The organism is Methylobacterium radiodurans (genome assembly GCF_003173735.1).
GTDB lineage: Bacteria > Pseudomonadota > Alphaproteobacteria > Rhizobiales > Beijerinckiaceae > Methylobacterium > Methylobacterium radiodurans.
Genome location: NZ_CP029551.1, coordinates 4,411,721 through 4,428,879 on the forward strand (window position 1 = coordinate 4,411,721; position 17,159 = coordinate 4,428,879).

Below are 17,159 nucleotides of genomic sequence, written 5' to 3' on the forward strand. Positions count from 1 at the left end.
CCCGTTCGTCGTTCCGGATTTTTCTATAGCCACGCCGGATTGGCCGGCCAAATCACGGATTCTTACCGTCTGTTACAGTCACGCTTCTGCCGCAATTTGGAAAAGTAGCTGGCCCATCAATCAGTTAATCGATGGTTAACATCGGTTAAAAACGCGCGCCGCAATGTGACGCGGGTGCATCACCGGCCGGCATGCGCGCGCCCGCGGACCCTTTCGGGCCGCGGGCGCGCGTTCCGTTTGGCGGATGGGAGGCCCCTCGTGGGGCCGCCGATCAGTTCGCCTGCCGACGCAGGAAGGCCGGGATCTCCAGATGGTCGTCGTCCATCATCCGGGCCGGCGGCGTGGTCCGCCCCTGGGCATCGAGGTTGCCCTGCGGGGCGCGGTAGGCCGGGGCCTGGGGCTGCGGCATGTGATGGCCCTGCGGGGCCTGATGTCCGTGCGGGGCCTGGACACGCGGCGCCGGCACCGGAGCCTGGGGCGCCGCGGCGCGCGGGGCCGGAGCGGGCTCCTCCTCGCGGCGGCCGCCGAAGCCGACCGTGGCGAGGCGGCGCAGCAGCGAGGTGCGCTTGGCGTCGGCGGGCTCCGCCGCGGGCTGCTCGGTGCGGCTCGCCATGATCTGGTTCTGGGCGATCTGCGGCAGCTCGTGGATCTGCGGCATGCGGGGTGCGCGAGCGAGCGGGGCCGTGGCCGGCGCGGCGGGCCGCGGCGGCACGAACGGGCCGGCATGGTGCTGCGGCAGCTCGGGCTGCTGCGGCGCGGCGGCCGGCTGCGGTACGAAGGCCGCGGCGGCCCGCGGCGCTGCCTGGGTCAGCACGACGTCGTCGCGCATGACCGGCGCGGGCTCGGGCTGCGGCGCGGGGGCGACCGGCATCGCGACGGGGGCGTGCGCCACCGGAGCCTGGGCGATCGGGGCCGGAGCCTCGGTGCGGATCGCGGGCGGCGCCTGGGTGGCGGCGCTGTGGACCGCGGCGGCGCGCGAGCGGGCCTCGGAGCGCAGGCGCTCGGCGACCTCGGCGATGCGCTGCTCGGTCTCGGCGATGGCCGGGTTGTTGGGCGAGTTCGCCGAGATCAGCGCCGGCTCGATGCCGGTGGCGACGACCGAGACCCGGATGATGCCGTCGAGGCTCTCGTCGAAGGTGGCGCCCAGGATGATGTTGGCGTCCTGATCGACCTCCTCGCGGATGCGGGTGGCGGCCTCGTCGAGCTCGTAGAGGGTGAGGTCCGAGCCGCCGGTGATCGAGATCAGCAGGCCGCGGGCGCCCTTCATCGAGACGTCGTCGAGGAGCGGGTTGGCGATCGCGGCCTCGGCGGCGCGGTTGGCGCGCTTCTCTCCGCTCGCCTCGCCGGTGCCCATCATGGCCTTGCCCATGCCGCGCATGATCGCCCGCACGTCCGCGAAGTCGAGGTTGATCAGGCCCTCCTTCACCATCAGGTCGGTGATGCAGGCCACGCCCGAGTAGAGCACTTGGTCGGCCATCGCGAAGGCGTCGGCGAAGGTGGTCTTCTCGTTGGCGACCCGGAACAGGTTCTGGTTCGGGATCACGATGAGCGTGTCGACGGAGGCCTGAAGCTCCTGGATGCCGGCCTCGGCCGTGCGCATCCGGCGCATGCCCTCGAACTGGAAGGGCTTCGTCACCACGCCGACCGTCAGGATGCCCATGTCGCGCGCCGCGCGGGCGATGACGGGCGCGGCGCCCGTGCCGGTGCCGCCGCCCATGCCGGCGGTGATGAAGCACATGTGTGCGCCGGACAGCTGGTCGCGGATCTCGTCGATCACCTCGTCGGCGGCGGCCGAGCCGACCTCCGGGTGCGAGCCGGCGCCGAGGCCCTGCGTCACGCCGAGGCCCATCTGGATCACGCGCTCGGCCTTCGAGGAGGTGAGCGCCTGGGCATCCGTGTTGGCGACCACGAACTCGCAGCCGAGAAGCCCGGACTCGATCATGTTGTTGACGGCGTTGCCGCCCGCGCCGCCGACGCCGAACACGGTGATGCGGGGCTTGAGTTCGCGGATGTCGGGGGCCTGGAGGGAAATGGCCATGGTGTCGAGCCTCTCGTGAACCTGGAATTGCCGGGGCGCCTAGACGCCTGATGTTTTCTCGTTCTCTGGCGGCCCGCCGGGGCGGAGCGCCGAAAGCTCAGAAGCCGCTGGCGATCCAGCCGAACAGGCGGCCGAAATAGCCGTCGGTGCCTGTCCGCGCGAAGGCGCTGTGCCCGCGCGGCTCGAAGTGCTCGGCATGGGCGACCTGCGGGTAGACCAGCAGGCCGACCGCGGCCGAGAAGGCCGGGCCCTTGGCGGCCTCGGGCAGGCCGCGGATGCCGAGCGGGCGGCCGATCCGGACCTGGCCCTGCATCACCCGGCGCGCCACCTCGGGCATGCCGACGAGCTGGCTGGCCCCGCCCGTGAGCACGACCCGCCGTCCGGCCTGGGCGGCGAAGCCCGCCCCGCGCAGACGGTCGCGCACCAGCTCCACCACCTCCTCGACGCGCGGCTTGATGATCCGCACGAGCTGCGAGCGCGGCACGTGGGCGGGCACGTCGCCCTCGTCCTCGCCGACGCCGTGGACCGCGATCATGTCGCGCTCGTCCGACGGCGTCGCGATGGCCGAGCCGTAGAGCGTCTTCAGCCGCTCGGCCGCCGCGACCCGGGTCGAGAGACCGCGGGCGATGTCCATGGTGACGTGGTGGCCGCCGACCGCGACCGCGTCCGTGTGGACGAGGTGGCCGCCCTGGAAGACGCCGAAGCTCGTGGTGCCGCCGCCCATGTCGATGACGCAGACGCCCATCTCGGCCTCGTCGTCCACGAGCGCCGAGAGGCCGGCCGCGTAGGGCGTGGCGATCACCGCCTCGACGCCGAGATGGCAGTGCTCGACCGCCAGCATCACGTTGCGGGCGGCGGCGGCCTCCGCGGTGACGACGTGGAGGTCGACGCCGAGCGCCTCGCCGATCATGCCGGAGGGGTCGATCACCGCGCCCTGGCCGTCCAGCGCGTAGCCGGTCGGCAGGGCGTGGAGCACGGCCCGGCCCGGGCTGACGCCGTGGGCGCTCGCGGTCTCCAGCACGCGCTCGACGTCGGAGCCCGTCACCGTGCCGGTGCGGACGTTCACCCGGGCCTGGAAGTGCTGCGAGGCGAGGCGCCCGCCCGACATGTTCACGATGACCGACTGGACCTCGACCTTGGCCATCCGCTCGGCCGCGTGCACGGCCTGGCGGATCGCGCCCTCGGCGGCCTCGAGATCCACGATGGCGCCGCCCTTCAGCCCGAGCGAGCGCTGGTGGCCGATGCCGATGATGCGGGCGAGATGGGTGCGGCCCTTGAGCGTCGACATCGCCTCGGCGGGCTGCAGCTCCGCGATGAGGCAGACGACCTTGCTGGTGCCGATATCCAGCACCGAGAGCGTCGCGGCGCGGCGCGCGGAGAGCGGCTTCAGTCGGGGCGTGAGGCCGTGCTGGCTGTGCATCGAACGCTACCGGGCGACGGTGAGAACGGGGGCGGGGCAGAGGCGGGAGAGGGAGGGCGCGCTCACGAGGCCGTTCCCTTCTTCGTCTTCTTCTGCGCCTCGGCGCGGGCGGCGGCGGCCTCCTCGGTCAGGCGGACCACGACGCGGTCCGGCATCCGGAGATCGACCGCGATGATGTCCTTGTCGAGGAGCCGCTCGCTGCGCTGCAGGGCGACGAGGCGGGCGAGCGCCGCGGCCGGGTCGGCCTCGGGCAGGCGGACGTCGACGCCGTCGAGCTTCAGGGTCCAGCGCCGGCCCGAGACGTAGGTGCCGGCCCGAACGCGCTCGCCGAGGGAGCCGGCCGCCGCGATCAGGCCGAGATACTCGCTGAGCTTGTCGTTGGCGCCCTCGCCCACGACGAGCGGCAGGCTGGCGTAGCGGTCGTCCCGCATCGTGTCGATCACGGTGCCGTCGGCGGCGATGACGCTGACCTCGCCGTTCTTCTGCCAGAGGGCGGCGGGCTCGCGCTCGACCTGGTTGATCACGACCTCGTTCGGGTAGATCTTGCGGACCGAGGCCTGGGCGATGAGCGGCACACGCAGGAGCTTCTCGCGCACCTCCGCAACGTCCAGGAAGGGCAAGGAGCTGCGCCAGTCGATCCCGGCGGCCGCCAGGACCTCGCGCTCGTACATCCGCGAGATGCCCGAGATGGTGACGCGCTCGACGCCGAAGCCGGCGAGCCGCGCGGCGATGTCGAGGGGGCGGCCCTGCTCGACCACGAAGGCGTCGTAGCGCCCGCTCGCCACGAAGCCGGCGAGCGCGAGGCCCGCGCAGGCGGCGGAGAGGCCGACCGCGCCGACGAAGCGGGGCAGCCGGTGCTCGATCGGTGTCTTCGGGCGGAGGCTGCGGAAGGGTGAGCGGCGCAGGAGACGGGCGGCCAGCCGCGAGACCGGCCCTTGGGCGGGGCCGGCGGGGCTCAGCGGCCCAGAGAAGCGTCCTCCACCATCCATCGGACGAGCTCACCGAATCCGTAGCCCGCATGGGCCGCCAACTCCGGCACAAGGCTCGTCTGGGTCATGCCGGGTTGCGTGTTGACCTCGAGCACGACGAGGGCACCGGTGCCTCCCGGTGTATCGTCGTAGCGAAGGTCCGCACGGCTGACGCCCCGGCAGCCCAGTGCTTGATGCGCCGTTAACGCCAACTCTTGGACACGCTGGTAAACATTTGGTTTAAGCTCCGCGGGCAGGACGTGGATCGAGCCACCCTCGGCGTACTTGGCGTCGAAGTCGTACCACTCGCCCGATGCGGGCTTGATCTCGATGACGCCGAGCGCCCGGTCGCCCATCACCGCGCAGGTCAGCTCGCGGCCCGCAACGTAAGTCTCCGCAAGGACTTCCTCGCCGTAGGTCCACTCCTCCGAGGCCAGGATCTGGGGCGGGTGCGAGCGCCCGTCGCGCACTATGATGACACCGACCGAGGAGCCCTCCGAGACCGGCTTCACGACGTAGGGAGGCGGCAAAGGGTGTGACTTCGCGGCCACGTGACGGTTAACGACGCGGCCCTCCGGCACGGAAACCCCGGCCGCCCGCATGACCACTTTGGCACGCTCCTTGTGCATGGCGAGCGCCGAGGCGAGCACGCCGGAATGCGTGTAGGGGATCTTCAGGATCTCCAGGAGGCCCTGGATCGTGCCGTCCTCGCCAGCCGGGCCGTGCAGCGCGTTGAAGGCGGCGTCGGGCCGGAGGTCGGCCAGCACCGCCGCGACGTCGGCCCCGACGTCGACGCGGGTCACCCGGTAGCCCTCGCCCTCCAGCGCGTCCGCGCAGGCGGTGCCGGTCTTGAGCGAGATGACGCGCTCGCTGGAGGTGCCTCCCATGAGGACGGCGACGTGCTTGGGCATGGGGGCACCTCGGGCTCGGGTTCTCGGATAGGGTCTCAGGAGCGGCCGATCAGCGATCGGACGCGGTCGAACAGCCGCTCGGCGGCGGCGGAATCGAGGTCGCCGGCGCGTCGGAGAACCCGCGCGCCGTCGATGCAGGCGATCTTGAGCGGGCGCACCACCGAGGGCTTGGCAAGCCCGGCGCGGGCCAGGTCGGCGATCGGCAGGTCGTCCGCCATCGGCGCGTTGCGCGCGCTCGTGATCATGGCGATCCAGACGAAGCCCGCCGCCGCGACGGATGCGTTCGAGATCACCACAGCGGGTCGCCGCTTCTCCGCCAACCGATCCGCGTAGGGAAACGGGATGATCACGACGGCCCCGGCGCCGAGCGTGGGCTCAGAGGTCGGCATAGTCTTCTTCGTCGATCGGGCCGGCCCACTCGGTGAAGGCGACCAGCGGATCCTCGCCCTCGGGCGGCGCCTTCTCGATAAGGACGCCGCGCGGCGTGAGCAGATAGCGGAGCCGATCGCCCGGGCGGAGGTCCAGGCGCTCGCGCACCTCCGCGGGGATCACGGTCTGGCTCTTCACCGATACCTTCGAGTAGGCCTTCGCCGTCCCGCTCATCGAAAAACCCTCGCGGTTGAGCGCTCCTTACGTCTTACGCCTTACCGCTCGGGGCGTCGATGCCGATCCGCTTGATCTCCCAGTGCAGCTCGACGCCGGAGGTCTCGCGCACCCGGCGGCGGACCTCTTCCCCCAAGCCTTCGATGTCGGCCGCCGTGGCGTTGTCGCGGTTGATCAGGAAATTGCAGTGCATCTCCGAGACCTGCGCGCCGCCGACCGCGAGCCCGCGGCAGCCGGCCTGATCCACGAGCTGCCAGGCCTTGGCCCCGGGCGGGTTCTTGAAGGTCGAGCCGCCGGTGCGCTCGCGGATCGGCTGGGCGGCCTCGCGCGCGGCGGTGACCCGCTCCATCTCGGCCTCGATCGCGGCCCGGTCGCCGAGACGCCCGCGGAACAGGGCGCTCGTGAAGATCACGTCCTCGGGCGCGGCGCTGTGGCGGTAGGTGAAGCCCATCTCGGCGTGGGTGAAGCTGCGGAGGTTGCCCCGGCGGTCGATGCCGCGAGCCTCGACCAACACGTCGGTGGTCTCGCCGCCATGCGCGCCCGCGTTCATGCGCAACGCGCCGCCGACCGAGCCCGGGATGCCCCGGAAGAAGGCGAGCCCATCGAGTCCGGCCTCGGCCGCCGCCTTGGCGAGCCGCATGTCGGGCACCGCGGTGCCGACGCGCAGCGTGTCGCCGTCGATGTCGATCCCGCCGAAGGCCCGGCCGCCGAGGCGCACCACCACGCCCGGCACACCGCCGTCGCGCACGATCAGGTTCGAGCCGAGACCGATCACGGTGACGGGTACCGCCGGGTCGAGGGCGGCGAGCAGGCGGGCGAGATCCTCCTCGTCCGCGGGCGTGAACAGCACCTCGGCCGGGCCGCCGACGCGGAACCACGTGAGGTCGGCCAGCGGCTGGTTCGCCAGCAGGCGCCCGCGCAGGTCCGGTGCGGCAGCGCGGATGGAATCGTGGAGCTGTGTGGTCATGCGGGGATCTCCCCTCTCCCCGCCCACGGGGAGAGGGATGCGACGACCCTGTCGTCGTCGCATCGAGGCGGCAGCCGAGGGTGAGGGGGCGGCTCCGGTCGAGTCTCCTCCGAAGCCGCCCCCTCACCTTCGCCCTTCGGGCTCGCCGCGCCGACGACAAGGTCGTCGCATCCCTCTCCCCGCACGCGGGGAGATGGGGGTAGCGCGGCCAGGATGGTGTCGAGGACACCGAGCGTGTTGTTCAGGACCTCGGCGTTCCAGAAGCGCAGAATGCGATAGCCGCGCGCTGTCAGCCGTTCGTCCCGAGCTTGATCATGCGTGCTCTCGGCATGCGGGCTGCCGTCAACCTCGATGATCAAGCGTGCCTCACGGCAGCAGAGACCGGCGACGTAGCTTCCGATCGTTTCCTGCCGCACGACCTCGAAGCCGCCGAGGCGCCGATCCCTGAGGCGATACCAAAGGCGCCGCTCGGCCTCGGTCCGGGCCACGCGGAGGCCGCGCCGAAACGCGGTCGGTTCCGGCCGACCCGCGCGCATCCCCTACCCTTTCAGCGCGGCGAGATCGCCCGGCAGCGCGTAGGCCCACTGGGTGATGTTGCCGGCGCCTAAGCACACAACGTAGTCGCCGGGCTTTGCGAGCTCGGCGACGATGCGGGGCAGATCCTCCGGCCGCTCCAGCGCCCGGGCGTCCCGGTGGCCGCGGGAGCGCAGGCCGGCGACCAGCCCGTCGCGGTCGATGCCCTCGATCGGCTGCTCGCCCGCCGCGTAGACGGGGGCGACGATCACCGTGTCGGCGTCGTTGAAGCAGGTGCAGAAATCGTCGAACAGCGACTGGAGCCGCGAGTAGCGGTGCGGCTGCACGATGGCGATGACGCCCGCCTCGGTCGAGGCGCGGGCGGCCTTCAGCACCGCCTTGATCTCCACCGGATGGTGCCCGTAATCGTCGAAGATCGCCGCGCCGTTCCACTCGCCGGTGCGGGTGAAGCGCCGCTTGACGCCGCCGAAGCCGGCGAGCGCCTGCCGGATCGCCTCGGGCTTCACGCCGAGCTCGTGCGCCACGGCCAGAGCCGCGGTGGCGTTCAAGGCGTTGTGCTTGCCGGGCATCGGCAGGACGAGATCCTCCATCTCCATCCGGTAGCCCGGGCGGCGGTCGCGGATCATCACCCGGAAGCGACTCTGGCCGCCGCGCAGGTCCACGTCGATCAGGCGGACATCCGCCTGCGGGTTCTCGCCGTAGGTGATGATGCGCCGGTCCTCGATATGGCCGACGAGGTCCTGCACCACGGGATGGTCGATGCACATCACCGCGAAACCGTAGAACGGGATGTTGTCGATGAAGCGCCGGAAGGCGTCCTTCACGGCCTCGAACGAGCCGAAATGGTCGAGGTGCTCGGGGTCGATGTTGGTGACGATCGCCACATCCGCCGGCAGCTTCAGGAAGGTGCCGTCGGATTCATCCGCCTCCACCACCATCCACTCGCCCTCGCCCATCCGGGCGTTGGTGCCGTAGGCGTTGATGATGCCGCCGTTGATGACCGTCGGGTCGAGGTTGCCGGCATCGAGCAGGGTGGCGACGAGCGAGGTTGTCGTGGTCTTGCCGTGCGTGCCGGCGATCGCCACGCAGGACTTGAAGCGCATCAGCTCGGCCAGCATCTCGGCGCGGCGCACCACCGGCAGGCGGCGCTCGCGGGCGGCCTTCAGCTCGGGGTTGTCGCGGCGGATCGCCGTCGAGACCACCACGAGGGCGGCCTCCTCGACGTTCCGCGCGTCGTGGCCCACGAAGGTGCGCATGCCCTTCTCGGCGAGGCGGCGGACGTTCGCGTTGTCGTTCGCGTCCGAGCCCTGCACCGTGTAGCCGAGATTGTGCATCACCTCGGCGATGCCGGACATGCCGATGCCGCCGATGCCGATGAAGTGGATGGGGCCGAGCTTGTCGGGCAGCTTCATGGGTCGAACCGTGTGTCCGGGGACCCGCGCGGCGGAGTCCCAAAAGAATCAGGTGCGGGCCGCCGTCTCGACGACCACCGTGGCGAGCCGCTCGGCGGCGTCGTGAATGCCCGCGCTTTTGGCCGCCTCGGCCGCCCGGGTCAATTTTTCGGGATTCTCGAAGCGGTCGACGAGCTCGGCGGTGAGCCGGTCAGGCGTGAAGGCGGTCTGCGGCAGGGCGAGCGCCGCGCCGATGCCGGCGAGCGTCGCGGCGTTGGCCGCCTGGTCCTGGTCCAGCGCCCCGGGCAGCGGCACGAGGATCGACGGGCGGCCGATGGCCGCGAGTTCCGAGACCGTCGAGGCGCCCGAGCGCGAGACCACGAGATGGCTCGCCGCCATGCGGCCGGGCAGGTCCTTGAAGAACGGCGCGGCCTCGAGGCCGCCGAGCCCCATCGCGAGATAGTCGTTCTGGACCGCGGTCAGGTCCTCGGGCCGCACCTGCTGCACGAGGTATAGTCGGGCGCGGAGATCCGCCGGCAGTTGGGCGAGCGCCTTCGGCACCACCTCGCCCATCACCCGGGCACCCTGGCTGCCGCCGAAGACGAGGAGGTGGAAGAGGTCGTCGGGGCCGAGCGCCGGATAGGGCACCTTCGCGGCCTCGATCACCGCGGGGCGCAGTGGGTTGCCGGTGTGGATGCGCGGTGCCGTCGCCTTGTCGGGCACGCCGCGCACCTCCCTGAATCCCGTCGCGATGGTGCGAGCGCCCCGCGCCAGGAAGGCGTTGGCGCGGCCCATCACGGCGTTCTGCTCGTGCAGGACGGTCGGCACCCGCAGGATCTGGGCTGCCAGCATCGGCGGCACGGTGGGGTAGCCGCCGAAGCCGACGACGGCGGCCGGATTCAGCCGCTTCACCTCCCGCGCGGCGATGCCGAAGCCGCGCCCCAGCGTCAGCACGGCGCCGGCCCGCTTGACGAGGTTGCGGCCGGACGGCGTCGCGGACGGGATGGTGACGATCTCGGAGGCCGGGAACTCGCCCTTCAGTCCCTCGACGCGGGCATCGGTGGCGAGCGCCACCCGGATGCCGCGGGCGCGCAGCGCGTGGGCGAGGCTCTCGGCGGGGAAGAGATGACCGCCGGTACCGCCCGCGCAGAGCAGGATCGTGGGGGTGAAGACCGTCACCGCATCACCCCGGCGACGGTGGCGGGCGCGGTGCCGGGGGGCTTCTGGCTGAGCAGGGTCGAGCGCGGGCGCTTGCGGGTCAGCGCGATCAGGAAGCCCATGCCGAGCGCCAGCGAGATCAGCGAGGAGCCGCCGTAGGAGACGAAGGGCAGGGTCATGCCCTTGGCGGGCATCAGCTGGGTGTTCACCGCCATGTTGATGCACGCCTGCAGGCCGAACAGCGTCGTCAGGCCGGTGACCGCGAGCCGCGTGAAGGTGTCGTCGGTGCGCCGCGCCAGCTTCAGGCCACGCAGCACGATGTAGGCGAAGAGCGCCACGAGGCCGAGGCAGACCAGCACGCCGAACTCCTCTCCGGTGACCGAGAAGATGAAGTCGGTATGTGCATCGGGCAGGTGGCGCTTGGCCACCCCCTCGCCCGGGCCGGTGCCGAACCAGCCGCCCGACCAGAAGGATTGCTGCGACCAGTAGACCTGGAAGCTGTCGCCCGAATCCTTGTCGAGGAAGCGCTCGATGCGCTCGCGCACGTGGTGGAAGAAGGTGTAGGCGGCGAACACCCCGAACATGCCCAGCACGCCGATGGCCGCCACCCAGATCAGGTGCAGGCCGGCCACGAAGAACAGCGTCGACCAGACCAGCGTGATCAGCATGGTCTGCCCGAAATCGGGCTGCAGCAGCAGCGGCACGATGGTGACCGGCAGGAGCAGCATGCCGAGCGTGCCGCCCGGCATGTCGCGCCGCTGCGCGCCCTCCGAGAAGGCCCAGGCCACCACCACCACGAAGGAGGGCTTCACGAACTCGGAGGGCTGCAGGCCGAAGGAGCCGAACTGGATCCAGCGGTGCGCGCCCTTGATCTCGGGCCCGAACTTGCTCGCCAGCAGGCAGAGCACCACGCCGAGGCCCCAGGTGATCAGGGCGAGGCGGCGCACGCCGCGCAAGCTCAGGAACGAGACCGCTACGATCAGCAGGACCGTCGGGGCGAGGTACATCGCCTGGCGGTTGAGGAAGTAGAAGGTCGGCAGGCCGATCCGCTCGGCGACCGGCGGGCCACCGCCCATCAGGAAGACCAGCCCGGCCACCATCAGGGCGCCGAGCGCCGCGAGCAGGCCGCGATCGACCGTCCACCACCAGTCCGTGAGGGGCGTGCGTTCCGCGCGGGACATCATGGCGGGCTGAGGACTCCTGGGCGCGGGCCGAGCGATGGACCGCGGGCGATCCTGTGCCCGAATGGTAAACGCATCCTTAGGCCGCGCCCGGCCGCTGCCCCGCGGGCGTGGTCTGCCGCCATTCCGCGGGTAACGGTTAAGTGCGGCGCCGGCCGGGCGGCGGATCATCATATGTTAACGGCTTCACTCAACCTTGGGTTAGGCGTCCGAAGGGCCGGAATCCGAACCTGGAGGTTCCGCGGCCCCGACGCCGGTGCCGTTGCAGACGTCGCGAGAAGACACGCACATGTTCGCTGCCCGGAAGACCCTGCAGGCCCGCGCCAAGCTCGCCGCCCTCGACCGGTCGCAGGCCGTGATCGAGTTCGACCTCGACGGACGCATCGTCTCGGCGAACGAGAACTTCCTGACGCTGATGGGCTACGCCCTCTCGGAGGTCGTCGGGCAACACCACGAGATCTTCGTGGAGCCCGAATTCCGTGCCGCGCCCGAGTATAGGGCCTTCTGGCAGCGGCTGCGCGCCGGCACCTACGAGGCGGCACAGTTCCGCCGGATCACGAAGGATGGCCGGTTGGTCTGGATCGAGGCGTCCTACAACCCGCTGATCGGCTGCGACGGCAAGCCCTACGGCGTGGTCAAGTTCGCCACCGATATCACGCAGCAGAAGACCGCGGACGCCGACCGGGCCGGTCAGATCGCGGCGATCGGCAAGGCCCAGGCGGTCATCGCCTTCGACCTCGACGGCAAGATCCTCGACGCCAACGACAACTTCCTGGCCGCGGTCGGCTACGGCCGCGACGAGGTGGTCGGACGCCACCACAGCATGTTCGTCGATCCGCGCGAGCGGACGAGCCCGGACTACGCCGCCTTCTGGGCGAGCCTGCGCGGCGGCGCCTTCCAGACCGCGCAGTTCCGGCGCATCGGCAAGAACGGCCGCGAGATCTGGATCCAGGCCACCTACAACCCGATCCTCGACGCCGCGGGTCGACCCTACAAGGTCGTGAAGTTCGCCACCGACATCACCGAGCAGGTCCGCCTGCTGGGGAGCCTGCGCACGCTGATCGACAAGAACTTCGGCGAGATCGAGAGCGCGGTCTCCCATTCGAGCACGGCCGCCGCCACCGCGACGCGGGCCGCCCACACGACATCGGGCAACGTGCAGACGGTGGCCGCGGCCGCCGAGGAGCTGGCGGCCTCGGTGAGCGAGATGTCGCAGAGCATCGTCCGCTCGCAGGGCGCGACCGACAACGCCTACGCCTGCGTCCAGGAGGCGGATGGCTACACCAAGCGGCTGGCCGAGACGGCCGCCGCGATGACCAGCATCGTGGGGCTGATCCAGACGATCGCCGGGCAGATCAACCTGCTGGCGCTCAACGCCACGATCGAGGCGGCGCGCGCCGGCGAGGCCGGCCGGGGCTTCGCGGTGGTGGCCAGCGAGGTGAAGGCGCTGGCCGATCAGGCCGCCCGGGCGACGGAGCAGATCAACGCCGAGATCAACAACGTGCAGGCGGTCTCGCACGAGGTGGTGGGTGCGCTCACCTCGATCCGCGGCTCGGTCTCGGTGATGCGCGAGACCGTGGTGGCGACGGCCGCCGCCATCGAGGAGCAGAGCGCGGTGACCCGCGACCTCGCCGAGAACATGCAGAGCGCGGCCGGCGCCGTCACCTCGATCACGGGCAGCATCGGCTCCATCGCCGCGGCGGTGGATCAGGTCTCGGCGGCGGTGAACACCACGCGGGATGCCGCGAAGGTGCTGGCGCGGTAGGGGGCGGACGCTCTCCTCTGCGCGGAGGCTGTCGCACGCTCGCATCCCGCGCGCGAACCGCCGGGTCTCCCTCCTCCCTCTGCGGGGGAGGGAAAGCTGTGCCTGTTACGGCAGCGCCCGCACCAGTTCCCGGAAGCGGTCGCCCCGCTGCTCGAAGGAGCGGAACTGGTCGTAGGAGGCGCAGGCAGGCGACAGCAGCACCACGGGCTCGGGCGCTCCGCAAGCCTCCGCGCCCGCCGCGGCGGCGGGCACCGCCGCCTCCAGGGTCTCGCAGCGGGTGTAGGGCACCGCGCCCTCCAGCGTCGCCGCGAAGGCATCCGAGGCCGCGCCGATCAGGTAGGCGTGCGCGATCCGCTCGAAATACGGCACCAGCGGGAAGATGCCGCCCTCCTTGGCCTTGCCGCCGAGGATCCAGTGGATGTCCCGGAAGGCGGTGAGCGCCTTCTCGGTGGAATCCGCGTTGGTCGCCTTCGAATCGTTGACGAAGAGCACGCGCCCGCGCCGGGCGACCTCCTCCATCCGGTGCGGCAGGCCCGGGAACGAGGCGAGCCCGGCCTGGATGGCCTCAAGGGGAACGCCGAGCGCGCGGGCGACCGCCACCGCCACCGCGGCGTTCTGCCAGTTGTGGGCACCGCGCAAGGAGCCGATGCCGGAGACGTCGGCGAGCCGCGTGCCGTCGGCCTCATGGATCGCGGCCTCCCGGGCGATCAGCGCGTCGGCCGGCAGCGCGGCCTCCCGCGAGGGATGGACCGGAACGTGCACCCGGATCAGGCGGTCGCCCCGGCGCTCGGCGATCTCGCGGCTCGGCCGGTCGTCGATGCCGACGATCGCGAGGTCGGCGCCTCGGATCAGCCGCTCCTTGATGGCGGCGTACTGCTCCAGCGTGCCGTGCCGGTCGAGATGGTCGGGAGTGATGTTGAGGAGCACCCCGACGCTCGGGGCGAGCGAGGGCGTCAGGTCGATCTGGAAGGAGGACAGCTCGATCACGTGGACGCGGCCCGCGTCGGGCGGCTCCAGCGAGAGGATCGCCGTGCCAATATTGCCGCCCATCTGCACGTCGCGGCCGGCTTGCGCCAGGATGTGGGCGATCAGAGCCGTCGTGGTCGACTTGCCGTTGGTGCCCGTGATGGCGACGAAGGGCGCCTCGGGCGCGATCTTCGCCCGCTCGCGGCAGAACAGCTCGATGTCGCCGATGATCTCGACGCCCGCGCCCTGCGCCAGCCCGACGCTCCAGTGCGGTGCGGGATGGGTCAGCGGCACGCCGGGCGCCAGGACGAGGGCCGCGACCTCCGACCAGTCGATCCCGTGCAGGTCCGCCGTCTCGATGCCCTCGCCCCGCGCGCGGGCGACGCTCTCCGGGTTGTCGTCGAAGGCCAGCACGCGCGCGCCGCCGGCCTTCAGGGCCAGCGCCGTGGCGAGCCCGGAGCCGCCGAGGCCGAACAGGGCGACGCTGCGCTCCGCGAAGGTGGTGATGGGGGTCATACGCGCGAAACCTCGAGATCGGCCGCGCCGGAGCGCGACCGCCTCTCCTAGCCCCGCCCTGCGGGCCTAGGGAAGAGCGCGGCGGAGCTTCAGCGCAGCTTCAGCGTGGCGAGGCCGGCGAGCGCCAGGATCACGGCGATGATCCAGAAGCGGATGACGACCTGCGCCTCCTTCCAGCCCTTCTGCTCGAAATGGTGGTGGATCGGCGCCATCCGGAACACGCGCTTGCCGGTGAGCTTGAACGAGGCGACCTGGATGATCACCGACATCATCTCCAGCACGAACAGGCCGCCGACGATCGCCAGCACGATCTCGTGCTTGGTCGCGACCGCGATGACGCCGAGGAGGCCGCCGAGCGCCAGCGAGCCGGTATCGCCCATGAAGATCTGCGCGGGCGGCGCGTTGAACCAGAGGAAGCCGAGCCCCGCTCCGATCACCGCGCCGCAGACCACGGCGAGCTCGCCCGTGTCGCGCACGTAGTTCACCTGCAGGTAGTTCGCCGTGAAGGAGTTGCCGACGAGGTAGGCGATCACCCCGAACGTGCCGCAGGCGATCATGACAGGAACGATGGCGAGCCCGTCGAGGCCGTCGGTCATGTTCACGGCGTTGCCCGCGCCGACGATCACGAAGGCGCCGAACAGGACGTAGAACCAGCCGAGGTTCAGGAGCGCGTCCTTGAAGACCGGGAAGGCGAGCTGGTTCTGGAGCGCGGCCGGCGAGAAGTAGGAGATCGCCGCGCAGGCTGTGCCCGCGATCAGCGCCTCCAGGAGCAGGCGGGACTTGCCCGAGAAGCCCTTGTGCGACTGCTTCGTGACCTTGAGGTAGTCGTCGTAGAAGCCGATGGCGCCGAAGCCCAGCGTCACCATCAGCGTCACCCAGACGTAGTGGCTGCGCGGGTTCGCCCAGAGCAGGATGGCGACGACGGCGCCGGCCAGGATCATCAGGCCGCCCATGGTGGGCGTGCCGCGCTTGGTCAGCAGGTGGGTCTGCGGCCCGTCCTCGCGGATCGGCTGGCCCTTGCCCTGGCGCAGGCGCAGCAGCGAGATGATCCAGGGCCCGAACCAGAACACGAACAGGCCCGCCGTGAACAGCGCGCCCCCCGTCCGGAAGGTGATGTAGCGGAAGACGTTGAGGGCCGAGAGCGTGCCGCTCAGGTCCGACAGGAGGTACAGCATCGGTTCAGCCGAGCCCGCTCTTTCCGGAAGGGAGGGGGCGGCCCCTTGGCCGGCCCGGGATGGGGTCAGGTGAGGGAAGCGGGCCCCTCAGGGTGTGGCGGTGCGGGACGAATCGCGCTGCGCCGCGGCGTCCGCGTAGCGGGCTTTCAGCGCCTCGACAATCCGACCCATGCGCATGCTGTTCGAGCCCTTGACCATCAGGGCGTCGCCCGGCCGCAGAAGCTTGGCCAGCGGCTCGACGAGGTCGTCGGAGGCGGAGGCCGCGATGCCGCGGCGGCTCACCGGCAGCGCCTCGAAGAGGTGGCCCATCCGGGTGCCCGCGGTGAAGACGAGGTCGATGCCGTGGGCCTCGACCGCCTCGGCGAGGCCGCGGTGCTGCGCCTCGCTGGTGGGGCCGAGTTCCAGCATGTCTCCGAGCACCGCGATGCGGCGCCCGCGCGGGCCGGTCTCGATCCCGGCGAGCGTCGCGAGCGCGGCGCGGGCCGAGGCGGGGTTGGCGTTGTAGCTCTCGTCCACCAGCCAGGCCTCGCCGCCGGGCAGGTGCAGGGCGGTGCGCGCGCCGCGTCCCGCAGGGGGGCTCAGCCGCGCGAGGGAGAGGGCCGCCTCCGCGAGGTCGGCCCCGAGCGCGTGGATCACCGCCAGGACGCCGAGCGAGTTCATGGCCGTGTGCCGGCCGGCGGTGCCGAGCCGGTAGGTGACGGGCTGGCCCATCACCACGGCATCGACCACCGAGAGGTCGGGGCGCAGCACGATGCGCAGCGCCCGCACGTTGGCGGATTCGTGCTCGCCGAAGCTGATCACCCGGCCGGCGGGCGAGGCCTGGGCGTGGGCGAGGAGGCGGGCAAAATTCGGGTTGTCGCGGTTGATCACCGCGACGCCGCCGGGCTTGAGCCCTGAGAAGATCTCGCCCTTGGCGTCGGCGATGGCCGCGACCGAGGGAAAGTGCTCGATATGGACGGGCTCGACCGTGGTGATCAGCGCCACGTCGGGCTGGACCTGAGCGGTCAGCGGTAGGATCTCGTGGGCGTGGTTCATGCCGATCTCGAAGACGCCGTAGCGCGTCTCGGCGGGCATCCGTGCGAGGGTCAGGGGCACGCCCCAGTGGTTGTTGTAGGAGGCGACGGAGGCGTGGGTCGGCCCCTGCCCCGCCAGCACGTGGCGGAGCGCCTCCTTGGTGCCGGTCTTGCCGACCGAGCCGGTGACGGCGACGACCTGCGCGGCGGTGCGAGCGCGGGCCGCCCGGCCGATCGCCCGCATGGCGTCGAGGACCGGATCGGGGCCCTGCCCCGGTACGGCCAGGACCGGGCCGCGGCCGGCTAAGTCGGCGGCCCGCGCCTCCGCCACGACCGCGGCGCCTGCCCCCTTCTCCAGCGCCCCGGCGACGAAATCGTGCCCGTCGCGGGCCTCGCCGCGGATCGCGAAGAACAGGTCGCCGGGCTGGAGCGTGCGGGTGTCGATCGAGGCGCCGCCGATCGGGCGGGCCGCGCCGATGAGCCGGCCGCCGGTGGCGGCCTCCAGGGCTTGCGGGGTCCAGAGGTCCGTCATCGTCTGTCCGATTTCGCTGCG

At 71.4% G+C, this 17,159-nt stretch carries 15 protein-coding genes; 1 reads left to right on the forward strand and 14 read right to left on the reverse strand.

The window, feature by feature from the left end; translation table 11 throughout:
- Window positions 1-271: 271 nt before the first annotated feature.
- The 11 genes from ftsZ to DK427_RS20735 all read right to left on the reverse strand — a co-directional run bounded on the left by ftsZ (window position 272) and on the right by DK427_RS20735 (window position 11,174).
- On the reverse strand, window positions 272-2,038 hold the full coding sequence (gene ftsZ / locus DK427_RS20685) for a cell division protein FtsZ (RefSeq protein ID WP_109952979.1): 1,767 nt from the start codon (window positions 2,036-2,038) through the stop codon (window positions 272-274).
- 97 nt (window positions 2,039-2,135) lie between these two features.
- A complete protein-coding gene (ftsA, locus tag DK427_RS20690) occupies window positions 2,136-3,458 on the reverse strand; it encodes a cell division protein FtsA (RefSeq protein ID WP_109952982.1) in 1,323 nt (440 codons plus the stop codon).
- Window positions 3,459-3,520: 62 nt separating this feature from the next.
- On the reverse strand, window positions 3,521-4,447 hold the full coding sequence (locus tag DK427_RS20695) for a cell division protein FtsQ/DivIB (protein WP_109952985.1): 927 nt from the start codon (window positions 4,445-4,447) through the stop codon (window positions 3,521-3,523).
- Window positions 4,414-5,337, reverse strand: coding sequence for a D-alanine--D-alanine ligase (locus tag DK427_RS20700; RefSeq protein WP_109952987.1), 924 nt, complete (start codon window positions 5,335-5,337; stop codon window positions 4,414-4,416). The genes DK427_RS20695 and DK427_RS20700 overlap by 34 nt, the downstream gene beginning before the upstream one ends.
- A gap of 35 nt (window positions 5,338-5,372) precedes the next feature.
- On the reverse strand, window positions 5,373-5,726 hold the full coding sequence (locus tag DK427_RS20705; RefSeq protein ID WP_109952989.1) for a type II toxin-antitoxin system PemK/MazF family toxin: 354 nt from the start codon (window positions 5,724-5,726) through the stop codon (window positions 5,373-5,375).
- Complete coding sequence (locus DK427_RS20710; protein ID WP_109952992.1) at window positions 5,713-5,940, reverse strand: AbrB/MazE/SpoVT family DNA-binding domain-containing protein; 228 nt, start codon at window positions 5,938-5,940, stop codon at window positions 5,713-5,715. The genes DK427_RS20705 and DK427_RS20710 overlap by 14 nt, the downstream gene beginning before the upstream one ends.
- A 34-nt stretch (window positions 5,941-5,974) precedes the next feature.
- Window positions 5,975-6,907, reverse strand: a complete 933-nt coding sequence (gene murB, locus DK427_RS20715; RefSeq protein WP_109952994.1) for a UDP-N-acetylmuramate dehydrogenase — start codon at window positions 6,905-6,907, stop codon at window positions 5,975-5,977.
- Window positions 6,904-7,443, reverse strand: coding sequence for an endonuclease domain-containing protein (locus tag DK427_RS20720; RefSeq protein ID WP_109952997.1), 540 nt, complete (start codon window positions 7,441-7,443; stop codon window positions 6,904-6,906). Before DK427_RS20720 ends, murB begins: the two co-directional genes overlap by 4 nt.
- A 3-nt stretch (window positions 7,444-7,446) precedes the next feature.
- The gene (gene murC, locus DK427_RS20725; protein WP_109952999.1) at window positions 7,447-8,853 is read right to left on the reverse strand and encodes a UDP-N-acetylmuramate--L-alanine ligase; all 1,407 of its coding nucleotides are present in this window, start codon (window positions 8,851-8,853) and stop codon (window positions 7,447-7,449) included.
- Between the two features lie 48 nt (window positions 8,854-8,901).
- A complete protein-coding gene (gene murG, locus DK427_RS20730; RefSeq protein ID WP_109953002.1) occupies window positions 8,902-10,011 on the reverse strand; it encodes an undecaprenyldiphospho-muramoylpentapeptide beta-N-acetylglucosaminyltransferase in 1,110 nt (369 codons plus the stop codon).
- Window positions 10,008-11,174, reverse strand: a complete 1,167-nt coding sequence (locus DK427_RS20735; RefSeq protein ID WP_109953004.1) for an FtsW/RodA/SpoVE family cell cycle protein — start codon at window positions 11,172-11,174, stop codon at window positions 10,008-10,010. Before DK427_RS20735 ends, murG begins: the two co-directional genes overlap by 4 nt.
- A 286-nt stretch (window positions 11,175-11,460) precedes the next feature.
- Between DK427_RS20735 and DK427_RS20740 the strand changes: the two genes are divergently transcribed.
- A complete protein-coding gene (locus DK427_RS20740) occupies window positions 11,461-12,936 on the forward strand; it encodes a methyl-accepting chemotaxis protein (protein WP_109953007.1) in 1,476 nt (491 codons plus the stop codon).
- Window positions 12,937-13,041: 105 nt separating this feature from the next.
- Here the strand turns inward: DK427_RS20740 and murD are convergent, their stop codons facing one another.
- The 3 genes from murD to DK427_RS20755 form a co-directional block, all read right to left on the reverse strand.
- On the reverse strand, window positions 13,042-14,418 hold the full coding sequence (gene murD / locus DK427_RS20745) for a UDP-N-acetylmuramoyl-L-alanine--D-glutamate ligase (protein WP_109953010.1): 1,377 nt from the start codon (window positions 14,416-14,418) through the stop codon (window positions 13,042-13,044).
- Between the two features lie 89 nt (window positions 14,419-14,507).
- Window positions 14,508-15,593: a phospho-N-acetylmuramoyl-pentapeptide-transferase gene (gene mraY / locus DK427_RS20750; protein ID WP_109953012.1), complete on the reverse strand. Its 1,086-nt coding sequence runs from the start codon at window positions 15,591-15,593 to the stop codon at window positions 14,508-14,510.
- Window positions 15,594-15,680: 87 nt separating this feature from the next.
- Window positions 15,681-17,138: a UDP-N-acetylmuramoylalanyl-D-glutamyl-2,6-diaminopimelate--D-alanyl-D-alanine ligase gene (locus DK427_RS20755; RefSeq protein ID WP_109953015.1), complete on the reverse strand. Its 1,458-nt coding sequence runs from the start codon at window positions 17,136-17,138 to the stop codon at window positions 15,681-15,683.
- Window positions 17,139-17,159: the final 21 nt, after the last annotated feature.

What these genes read in the sequence shown, in the direction of transcription:
- ftsZ (WP_109952979.1), bottom strand. Translation starts at nt 2,038, where the DNA reads ATGGCCATTTCCCTCCAGGCCCCCGACATCCGCGAACTCAAGCCCCGC.
- ftsA (WP_109952982.1), bottom strand. Translation starts at nt 3,458, where the DNA reads ATGCACAGCCAGCACGGCCTCACGCCCCGACTGAAGCCGCTCTCCGCG.
- DK427_RS20695 (WP_109952985.1), bottom strand. Translation starts at nt 4,447, where the DNA reads ATGGATGGTGGAGGACGCTTCTCTGGGCCGCTGAGCCCCGCCGGCCCC.
- DK427_RS20700 (WP_109952987.1), bottom strand. Translation starts at nt 5,337, where the DNA reads ATGCCCAAGCACGTCGCCGTCCTCATGGGAGGCACCTCCAGCGAGCGC.
- DK427_RS20705 (WP_109952989.1), bottom strand. Translation starts at nt 5,726, where the DNA reads ATGCCGACCTCTGAGCCCACGCTCGGCGCCGGGGCCGTCGTGATCATC.
- DK427_RS20710 (WP_109952992.1), bottom strand. Translation starts at nt 5,940, where the DNA reads ATGAGCGGGACGGCGAAGGCCTACTCGAAGGTATCGGTGAAGAGCCAG.
- murB (WP_109952994.1), bottom strand. Translation starts at nt 6,907, where the DNA reads ATGACCACACAGCTCCACGATTCCATCCGCGCTGCCGCACCGGACCTG.
- DK427_RS20720 (WP_109952997.1), bottom strand. Translation starts at nt 7,443, where the DNA reads ATGCGCGCGGGTCGGCCGGAACCGACCGCGTTTCGGCGCGGCCTCCGC.
- murC (WP_109952999.1), bottom strand. Translation starts at nt 8,853, where the DNA reads ATGAAGCTGCCCGACAAGCTCGGCCCCATCCACTTCATCGGCATCGGC.
- DK427_RS20735 (WP_109953004.1), bottom strand. Translation starts at nt 11,174, where the DNA reads ATGATGTCCCGCGCGGAACGCACGCCCCTCACGGACTGGTGGTGGACG.
- DK427_RS20740 (WP_109953007.1), top strand. Translation starts at nt 11,461, where the DNA reads ATGTTCGCTGCCCGGAAGACCCTGCAGGCCCGCGCCAAGCTCGCCGCC.
- murD (WP_109953010.1), bottom strand. Translation starts at nt 14,418, where the DNA reads ATGACCCCCATCACCACCTTCGCGGAGCGCAGCGTCGCCCTGTTCGGC.
- mraY (WP_109953012.1), bottom strand. Translation starts at nt 15,593, where the DNA reads ATGCTGTACCTCCTGTCGGACCTGAGCGGCACGCTCTCGGCCCTCAAC.
- DK427_RS20755 (WP_109953015.1), bottom strand. Translation starts at nt 17,138, where the DNA reads ATGACGGACCTCTGGACCCCGCAAGCCCTGGAGGCCGCCACCGGCGGC.